4 protein-coding genes are annotated in these 8636 nt (G+C 69.8%); all 4 read left to right on the top strand.

Annotated features, from left to right (window positions below):
* The first annotated feature begins 267 nt into the window (after positions 1 to 267).
* The 4 genes from MJ785_RS14875 to MJ785_RS14860 all read left to right on the top strand — a co-directional run bounded on the left by MJ785_RS14875 (position 268) and on the right by MJ785_RS14860 (position 8549).
* Positions 268 to 1473: an enoyl-CoA hydratase/isomerase family protein gene (locus MJ785_RS14875; RefSeq protein ID WP_239381393.1), complete on the top strand. Its 1206-nt coding sequence runs from the start codon at positions 268 to 270 to the stop codon at positions 1471 to 1473.
* A 144-nt stretch (positions 1474 to 1617) separates the two neighbouring features.
* Positions 1618 to 4896, top strand: coding sequence for a fused isobutyryl-CoA mutase/GTPase IcmF (icmF, locus tag MJ785_RS14870; protein ID WP_239374612.1), 3279 nt, complete (start codon positions 1618 to 1620; stop codon positions 4894 to 4896).
* 35 nt (positions 4897 to 4931) lie between these two features.
* The gene (locus tag MJ785_RS14865; RefSeq protein WP_239308737.1) at positions 4932 to 5438 is read left to right on the top strand and encodes a MarR family winged helix-turn-helix transcriptional regulator; all 507 of its coding nucleotides are present in this window, start codon (positions 4932 to 4934) and stop codon (positions 5436 to 5438) included.
* 432 nt (positions 5439 to 5870) lie between these two features.
* A complete protein-coding gene (locus tag MJ785_RS14860; RefSeq protein WP_239381391.1) occupies positions 5871 to 8549 on the top strand; it encodes a LuxR C-terminal-related transcriptional regulator in 2679 nt (892 codons plus the stop codon).
* Positions 8550 to 8636: the final 87 nt, after the last annotated feature.

Below are 8636 nucleotides of genomic sequence, written 5' to 3'. Positions count from 1 at the left end.
GGCCGCGGTTGTGCCCAACCGTGGGACCGCAGCGCCGAGGCCGCGCAACAGCTCGACAGCTGCGGCCAGCGCGGGGGAGCCGACCCGGGCTCCGCCCGCATCCGCCGTGCCGGCGGGTGGATCATCCGAGGTGAGGACGGTCATCCCGGACAGGGGCAGGCTCACCATCCCACCTCCCTGCCTCCCATGGTGATGTCGGCCTGGACCGGTGCCAGGAGCAAGGTCGTCTCAGTTCGTTCCTCGGTGGCTACCCGCTACCGTTTGCCCGTGCCGATCCCACCTGTCGCCCAGGCAGCATCTGCCACACCGGTACCGTCGGTCGACCGGTTCCCGGTCGGCGTGCTGCCGATCGATGTAGCAGCTGATCTTGTGGATGCGGCGTCCCCGGCTGATCTTGTCGACGTCCTCGGTGGTGTGCCACTGCTGGCCGTCGACCTGACGATGGCCCCGGCCCCGGCGATGGCCCCGGCGATGGCCCCGCTGACGGCGACGGACCTGCCGACAGGTTCGGCAATGGCTCGGGCCGGCGTGGTGACCGCGGCGCTGGATCGGCTCGCCCAGGCCCGCCCGCCGATCGTCATCGTAGGGGTGGTCGCCGGGGGCTGCCCGCCTACCGGCCTCGCCGTGGGAGCGCCGGACATCCTGCTCACGGCCGGTACGGGGGAGATCGCGAAGGCCGGTGCGCGAGCGGGGACACCCGGCGCGGTCGACGTGGACGACCTCGCGGACGCGCTGGCGCGGCTCGTCCGCCAGGTGCGTGCGCACCCGCTCGCCGCGGTCGCTCTCGTCGGTCTGCTGCGGTTGACCGCGACGCTCGCTCCGCTGGACGGGCTGGTGGCCGAGTCGTTGGCGTACTCGACCCTGCTTGCCGGCCCGGAGTTCACGGCCTGGCTCGCGGGCCGCGGCCCGATGCGCCACCGCGACAGTGCCGAGCCGGTGCGGGTACGCCGGGCCGGCGGTCAGCTTCGCCTCACGCTGAACCGGCCCGAGGTCCGCAACGCCTACGACACCGCGACCCGCGACGCGCTCGTCGCCGCGCTGCGGGCGGCACGGTCCGATGGGGACATCACCGAGGTCCTGCTCGACGCGGCCGGGCCGGCCTTCTCCAGCGGCGGTGACCTCAGCCAGTTCGGTACGGCGCCCGACCCCGCGACCGCGCACGTCATCCGGGTCGCTGCCGGCGCGGCGGCTGAGCTCGTCCGGTTTCCCGGCCGGGTCACGGCCCACGTCCATGGGGCGTGCGTCGGCGCGGGCGTCGAGCTGCCCGCTTTTGCCGATCATGTGGTCGCCGCCCGGGACGCGGTCTTCCGACTCCCGGAAGTCGGTATGGGGCTGGTGCCCGGCGCGGGCGGCACCGTGAGCATCACCCGCCGGATCGGGCCCGCCCGGACGGCATGGCTTGCGCTGACCGGTGAGCCGTGCGACGTGGTGACCGCTGTCCGCTGGGGGCTTGTCGACGATTGTGCTGGCTGATGGGATCGATTGATCAATAACTGATCCGGGATTTCGGTGGGTGCGGTCAGACGGTTTCACGTCTACTATGTGGACGTCCTACTATCCGTTGTCCAACTACCGACGGCGGAGCGAGCCTGCCGTGGGGCCCGGGGGGTCACAGGGATGAACACAGCCGACCGGTCAGCCCCGCGCGTGCCCAAGCACCCGGTGCGCATCGTCACCGCCGCGTCGCTGTTCGACGGGCATGACGCGGCGATCAACATCATGCGCAGGCTCCTGTGCTCCCAGGGTGTCGAGGTGATCCACCTCGGCCATGACCGCGGCGTCGACGAGCTCGTCACGGCCGCGGTCCAGGAGGACGCGAGCGGGGTGGCGCTGTCGTCCTACCAGGGTGGACATATCGAGTACTTCACCTATCTGGTGGAGCGGCTGCGTGAGCGCGGCGCCGGCCACGTGCGGGTGTACGGCGGGGGAGGGGGCGTCATCGTCCCCGCGGAGATCGCCCTGTTGCATGCCCGCGGTGTCGCCCGGATCTTCTCGCCCGAGGACGGGCAGCGCCTCGGCCTCCTCGGAATGATCAATATGATTGTCGCCGGCTGTGACGTCGATCTGGCCGAACAGCCCCCGCCGCTGCCCGCGGTCCTCGCCGGTGAGCAGGCCGCGCTCGCTCGGGCGATCACCGTGCTCCAGGCCGGCCGTTCGCCCGAACTCGCGGCCGAGCTCCGGGCGGCGGCGCGCACCGAGGTTCCCGTCCTCGGCATCACCGGGACGGGCGGGTCCGGGAAGTCCTCCCTCACCGACGAGCTGCTGCGCCGCTTCCGCGTGGACCAGCAGGACAAACTGCGTATCGCCGTTATCGCGGTCGACCCGACCCGTCGCCGCGGCGGCGGCGCGCTGCTCGGCGACCGCATCCGGATGAACGTGCTCGGTGACGCCGACGGCGGGGCCAATATCTTCTTCCGCTCCCTGGCGACCCGGGGGGCCGGCGGCGAACTGCCCGAACACATCGGCGATGTGATCGCCGCCTGCCGGTCCGCCGGCTACGACCTGGTCGTCGTCGAGACACCGGGCATCGGCCAGGGGGACGCCGGGATCGTCGACCTCGTCGACGTCGCCCTTTACGTGATGACACCCGAGTACGGTGCCGCCTCCCAGCTTGAGAAGATCGACATGCTCGACTTCGCGGACGTCGTGGCGATCAACAAGTTCGAGCGGCCGGGCGCTGAGGACGCCCGCCGGGACGTCGCCCGCCAGCTGGTGCGCAACCGGGAGGCGTTCGGTGTCCCCTGGACGGACATGCCCGTCTTCGGGACCAGCGCGGCCAGGTTCAACGATGACGGCGTCACCGCGCTCTACCAGCACCTGACCGGGCTGCTCGCGGCCAGGGGGCTACCGCTCGCCGCCGGGGCACTGCCCACGGTGACAGTCAGGGCCTCCTCGGGGCTGGCGACGGTGGTCCCGCGCGGCCGGGTCCGCTACCTGGCCGAGGTGGCCGAGACCGTCCGCGCCTACCACCTGCACAGCGCCCGGCAGGCCGAGGCGGCGCGCCGACGCCAGCATCTGATCACCGCCCGGCGCGAGCTCGCCGCCGCCGGCCACGATCACAGCGCGCTCGACGCCCTCATCGACGGCGCCGAGAAGGCGCTGGACCCCGCCATCGGTGCGGAGCTGGCGAACTGGCCGGCCACGGTGGCGGAGTACTCCGGTCAGGAACTCGTCTACACAGTGCGCGGAAAGGACATCCACACGCCGTTGCGCCGGGTCACCCTGTCGGGCACGTCCATACCGCGGGTGGCGCTGCCCCGGATGGACGACCACGGTGAGCTCGTCCGCTTCCTGCGGGCGGAGAACCTGCCCGGCCGATTCCCGTTCACCGCCGGTGTGTTCCCGTTCAAGCGGGCCGGTGAGGCGCCGGCCCGGATGTTCGCCGGTGAGGGTGACCCGTTCCGGACGAACCGCCGGTTCCACTTGCTGTCCCGGGGGTCGCAGGCCACCCGGTTGTCCACGGCGTTCGACTCGGTCACGCTCTACGGCCGCGACCCGGCGGCGCGTCCCGACATCTACGGCAAGGTCGGCACCTCCGGGGTCTCGATCGCGACCCTGGACGACATGGCGGAGCTCTACGCGGGCTTTGACCTGTGCGCACCGACGACGAGCGTCTCCATGACGATCAACGGCCCGGCACCGGCGATACTGGCGATGTTCCTCAACGTGGCCGTGGACCAGCGCCTGGCGGCGTTCCGGGCCGAACAGGGCCGTGAGCCCAGCGCCGAGGAGGCCGCGGGCATCCGGGCGCGGGCGCTGGCGACCGTGCGGGGCACCGTGCAGGCGGACATCCTCAAGGAGGACCAGGGCCAGAACACCTGCATCTTCTCCACCGAGTTCGCCCTGCGTGCCATGGCCGACATGCAGGAGTGGTTCATCGCCCACGGCGTCCGCAACTTCTATTCAGTGTCGATTTCCGGTTACCATATCGCGGAGGCCGGCGCGAACCCCATCAGCCAGCTCGCCTTCACCCTCGCCAACGGTTTCACGTATGTCGAGGCGTACCTCGCGCGCGGAATGGCCATCGACGACTTCGCGCCGAACCTGTCGTTCTTTTTCTCCAACGGGCTGGACGCGGAGTACACCGTCCTCGGCCGGGTCGCCCGGCGGATCTGGGCGGTGGCGATGCGCGAGCGCTATGGAGCGTCGCAACGATCGCAGCTGCTCAAATACCACGTGCAGACATCCGGCCGTTCCCTGCACGCGCAGGAGATGGACTTCAACGACATCCGGACGACGTTGCAGGCCCTGTGCGCCATCTACGACAACTGCAACAGCCTGCACACCAACGCCTATGACGAGGCGGTGACCACTCCGACCGAGCATTCCGTCCGCCGGGCACTGGCCATCCAGATGATTATCGACAACGAATGGGGGCTGGCGGGCAACGAGAACCCGTTGCAGGGCTCCTACATCGTCGACGAGCTCACCGACCTCGTAGAGGAGGCGGTACTGGCCGAATTCGAGCGGATCTCCGAGCGCGGCGGTGTGCTCGGCGCGATGGAGACCGGCTATCAGCGCGGCCGCATCCAGGACGAGTCCATGCTGTATGAACAGCGCAAGCATGACGGCACATTGCCCATCATCGGGGTGAACACCTTTCTCGCCCCTGCCCCCGACGCGGATGCCGGCACCGGCCGCGGCGACAATCCGCGCGGCCCGGTAGAACTCGCGCGCGCCACCGAGGATGAGAAGCGCTCCCAGCTCGCCCGGCTCGCGGACTTCTCCGCCCGCCACGCCGAGGAGGCGCCGGCGGCGTTGCGCCGGCTGCGCGTGGCCGCCGCGACCGGCCAGAATATCTTCGACGTGCTCATGGACGCGGTCCGCTGTTGCTCGCTCGGTCAGATCAGCGATGCCTTCTTCGAGGTCGGTGGCCGGTATCGTCGTAACGTCTGATTCCCGTGCAGGGACCAACCGCGCCTGAGGTGTCCGTGTCCTCTCCGAAACCGTTGCCGTTCGACCCCATCGAGGAGGCGCGTCGGCAATGGACAGCGCACGGATGGGCGCAGACCGCCGACAGCATGGCCGCGGTCACGTCCGTGATGCGTGCGCAGCAGATCATCCTGGCCCGGGTGGACGAGGTGCTGCGTCCGTTTGAGTTGACCTTCGCTCGTTACGAACTGCTGATGTTGCTGCTGTTCAGCCGGGCCGGGTCCTTGCCCATGAGCAAGGTCGGCAACCGCCTACAGGTGCATCCGACCAGCGTGACGAGTGCGGTCGACCGGCTCGCGGCGCAGGGGTTCGTCCGGCGCATCCCGCATCCGACAGACCGGCGGGCGACCCTGGCGGAGATCACGGCGGCGGGGCGCGACGTCGCGGCGGCGGCGACCGACCGGCTCAACGAGAGCGTCTTCGCCAGCCCGGATCTGTCCCCTGGCCAGATCACGTCGCTCGTTGACATCCTGAGGGAGTTCCGCGGCCGCGCCGGTGACTTCTGACTTCTGACTTCTGCCGGCTGATGGCTTTCACAACCGTCACAGTTCGATAAGCTGACGGCCCGCATTCTGGCACTGTTGATATCTGGCTGCGTGGTTCATCCATCACAGATGTCGGTAGGGCTGGTGTGTCACTCCTGATGTGTCACTCCTGATGACGGTACAAACGCAGATTCCATCGATCGGCTCAACCCGTGGATGTTCGTCACATCGGCGATTCCCAGCACTGTGAAGCGAGTGGGTGCGCCGGTGCGACACAACAGGCCGTCACCGCACCGATGCGCACACCGCGGTGGCGGCCGATCTGGCTGAACGCACCCCTGCAGGAGGTCGCCAATGGTCATCCCAGCACAGGGGGCCGGCCGGCTCCCGACGGCCGCACGCGGGCCGGGCCGGAGTACACCGTCCTGGCCCGCCACCTCGACACCGTGGTCAGTGGGCAGACAGAGGCTGCTGGCTTATTTCGACGACCTCGTCCTGCGGGCGGCCAAGACCGGACGCGGGGGCGGATACCTGCTCAGCGGTGAACGCGGTATTGGCAAGAGCCATCTGGCCAGGATTTTCACCCACCGGGCCGAGCAGAAGGGGATGGTTACCTTCCGCGGTCGTTGTGTGCCCGGCGGATCTCCCCTGCGATCCCTGCGGGAATCCCTACTGCGGGTGGGCAGCAAATTACCAGACGCCGTCGAATGCGAGCAGCGTACTCCCGCGGAGGTGGTGGCAGAGCAGCTTATTGTGCGGTGGACGAGCAGGCCGGGGGAACCGGCCGCGCTCGTGGTCGTAGAGGACCTGCACCACGCCGATCCCCGTACCCAGGAGGTGCTGTTCTATATTTCCGACCACCTCGATGAGGTTCCGTTAATACTGGTAGGCACCGCGCAATCACCAGCACGGCTCGAATGGCCGATGGTCGAGGAGATCTGCGGCAACCTGAACTACCTCGACGGGATCATCCCCCCGCTGGCTCCCGCTGAGGTCGAGGAACTGGTCCGCCATCGCATCCCCGCCCCGGACCCACAGGTCATCGACTTCCTGCGCCGCTGGAGCGACGGCGTTCCACTCCACCTGCTTGACCTGCTCGACTGTGTCCACGACCTCGCCACCGCCATCACCACCAGCGGTGATGCCATCGCCACCGGTGGCGACGTCACCGCGATGGCCACCGTCAGCGACCTGTTCACCGCGCAGGTTCCCCGTCCGCTCGCCAGCCGGCTCCTGCTGCGGATGGCCGGACTGGACGATCACGATCGCCACGTATTGCGGGTGATGAGCTTGTTGGGCCCCACGTTCGGAGCCGAAGCCGTGGAGAAGATCACCCGGCTTCCCGCCGGCATGACCGAACGCTCCATCAACCGGCTTGTTGAGCTGGATATCGTGCAGGCGTGTCCGCTCGCGGACCGGGACGGTTTCGGGTTTCGGCACGCGCTCGTCGGCGAGGTGATCCGGCGCACGATGCCCCCCGACCAGGTGCGCTCGCTGGGCCGCGCGGTGGCCGAGGTTCTCCGTGACCAGGCGCGGCACGAGGCGGAGACCGATCTGTCGCTGGCACGGCGGAAACTCCAGCGCGCCGCGGCGATCCTGGCTCCGGGTTCGCCGGAGCACACCGAGGTCCTGACGGAGCAGCTCGACATCGTGTCCCGTATCGGCGACGCCGGGGCCGAACGGGCGCTGCTGTCCTTTCTGCGCCCCAGCGTGCAGGCGCACGGCACCAGCGCCGGTCCGGGACGTTGCGGGCCCGGCGGGCTGGTGGACAGCGTGGACCAGGTACGGGTCCTGCTCCGGGCGGCAGCCACCGCGCTGACGCTGGCCGATGACCTGACGGCGCGACGGCTGGCCCTGCGCGCGCTGCGAGCCGCTCTGGATCTCGCGCTGCCCGCTCTGGTCTGCGAGGCACTGGACGTGCTGGGCTGTGCCGCTGAACGGCACGACATCGCCGCGACGCGACGGGCGTACACCAGGCTGGCCAGGGTTGCGGTCCTACACCGGATGACCTACTGGGACATCCATGCCAGGGCGGGCACTGCCGTCGTGCGGATGCTCATCACGGCCGACACCCACGAGCTGCGAACCGTGCGGGAGCTGGCGGACCGGACGGGGCTGCGGGCGTTGACGACACGGCTGGAGATCAGGCTCGCGCAGGCCCTCCTGCTGTCCGGCAACGGCGACGAGGCGAAGGTATGGGCTGAATCGGCCGGACTCGAAGCACGGCGGCTGTCCCTGCCCCACTTACTCGGGCAGGCGCAGGGACTGCTGCGCCTGGTGAGAATAGCCGAATCAGAGTGCGCTGGCGCGGAGCGCGGCATGGACGGCGACCACACGCTCGTGGATGCGATGGAGGCGCTGGTCGCGAACAACATGGTGGCCCTGGCCAGGGCGCTCGACGCGCGGGCCGAGGCGGGCGTGTTCCCCGAGGCCCACGTGCCCTTCTGCTGGTCGGGGCTGCGGCGGCTCGCCCATGCTCTCGAGGGGACCGCCGCGCCGGCCGACCCGCTGCTGTCCACGGCCGACCGTGGCCTCGGCGCGTTCGGCCTGGCCGTCGTGACGGGGCGTGCGGGGGACCGCGCGCAAGCCGAGCTGTGGGCCGCGGAGGCGGTCCGGCTGCTGCGCGGTTTCGACTGGTGCAGGCAGCAGGGCCAGCTCGCGGTGGCGGAGGCGGCCGCCGACGCCGGTTGGGGGGCTCCGGCAGAGTGGCTGCAGGAGGCGATCGCCTACTTTGGCTCCTGCGGACACCTTCGGCTGGTCCAGCAGGCACGTCAGTCGTTGCGCCGCATCGGTGCCCCGGTCCCGCGGAGGGGCAGAGGCGCGGCCACCGTGCCCTATGCCCTGGCAAGGGTCGGCGTGACCACCCGGGAGATGGATGTGCTGGAGCTGGTCGCGCGTGGATTATCCAATCAGTCGGTTGCGGACCGGTTGGTGTTATCCACGCGCACCGTCGAGTCCCATCTGCGGAATCTGCTGACCAAGACCGGTTGCCAGAACCGCGCTGACCTGGCCCGCTTCCGTCATGCCGGCACGGACCTGCCCGTGACGGAGCCGTCAGGCACGACGAACATGAACGGCCCCTTGAACGGCCCGTTGAACGGGACGGCGGTCCAGAGCAGCGACGTGGCCTGACGCGACGGCCGCACGCCGTCCGGGCGGCTGGTGGTCGCCGCCGGAAGTTCGCCCAGGCTCCGCCGGCGCCAGCCGGCGCCTCGCGTC

Source organism: Protofrankia sp. CiT1 (genome assembly GCF_917627335.1).
GTDB lineage: Bacteria > Actinomycetota > Actinomycetes > Frankiales > Frankiaceae > Protofrankia.
This window is presented reverse-complemented; position numbering and strand designations above follow the sequence as displayed.

Excerpts from the sequence above, each read along its gene's own strand:
- icmF (WP_239374612.1), top strand. The coding sequence starts at position 1,618 with ATGAACACAGCCGACCGGTCAGCCCCGCGCGTGCCCAAGCACCCGGTG.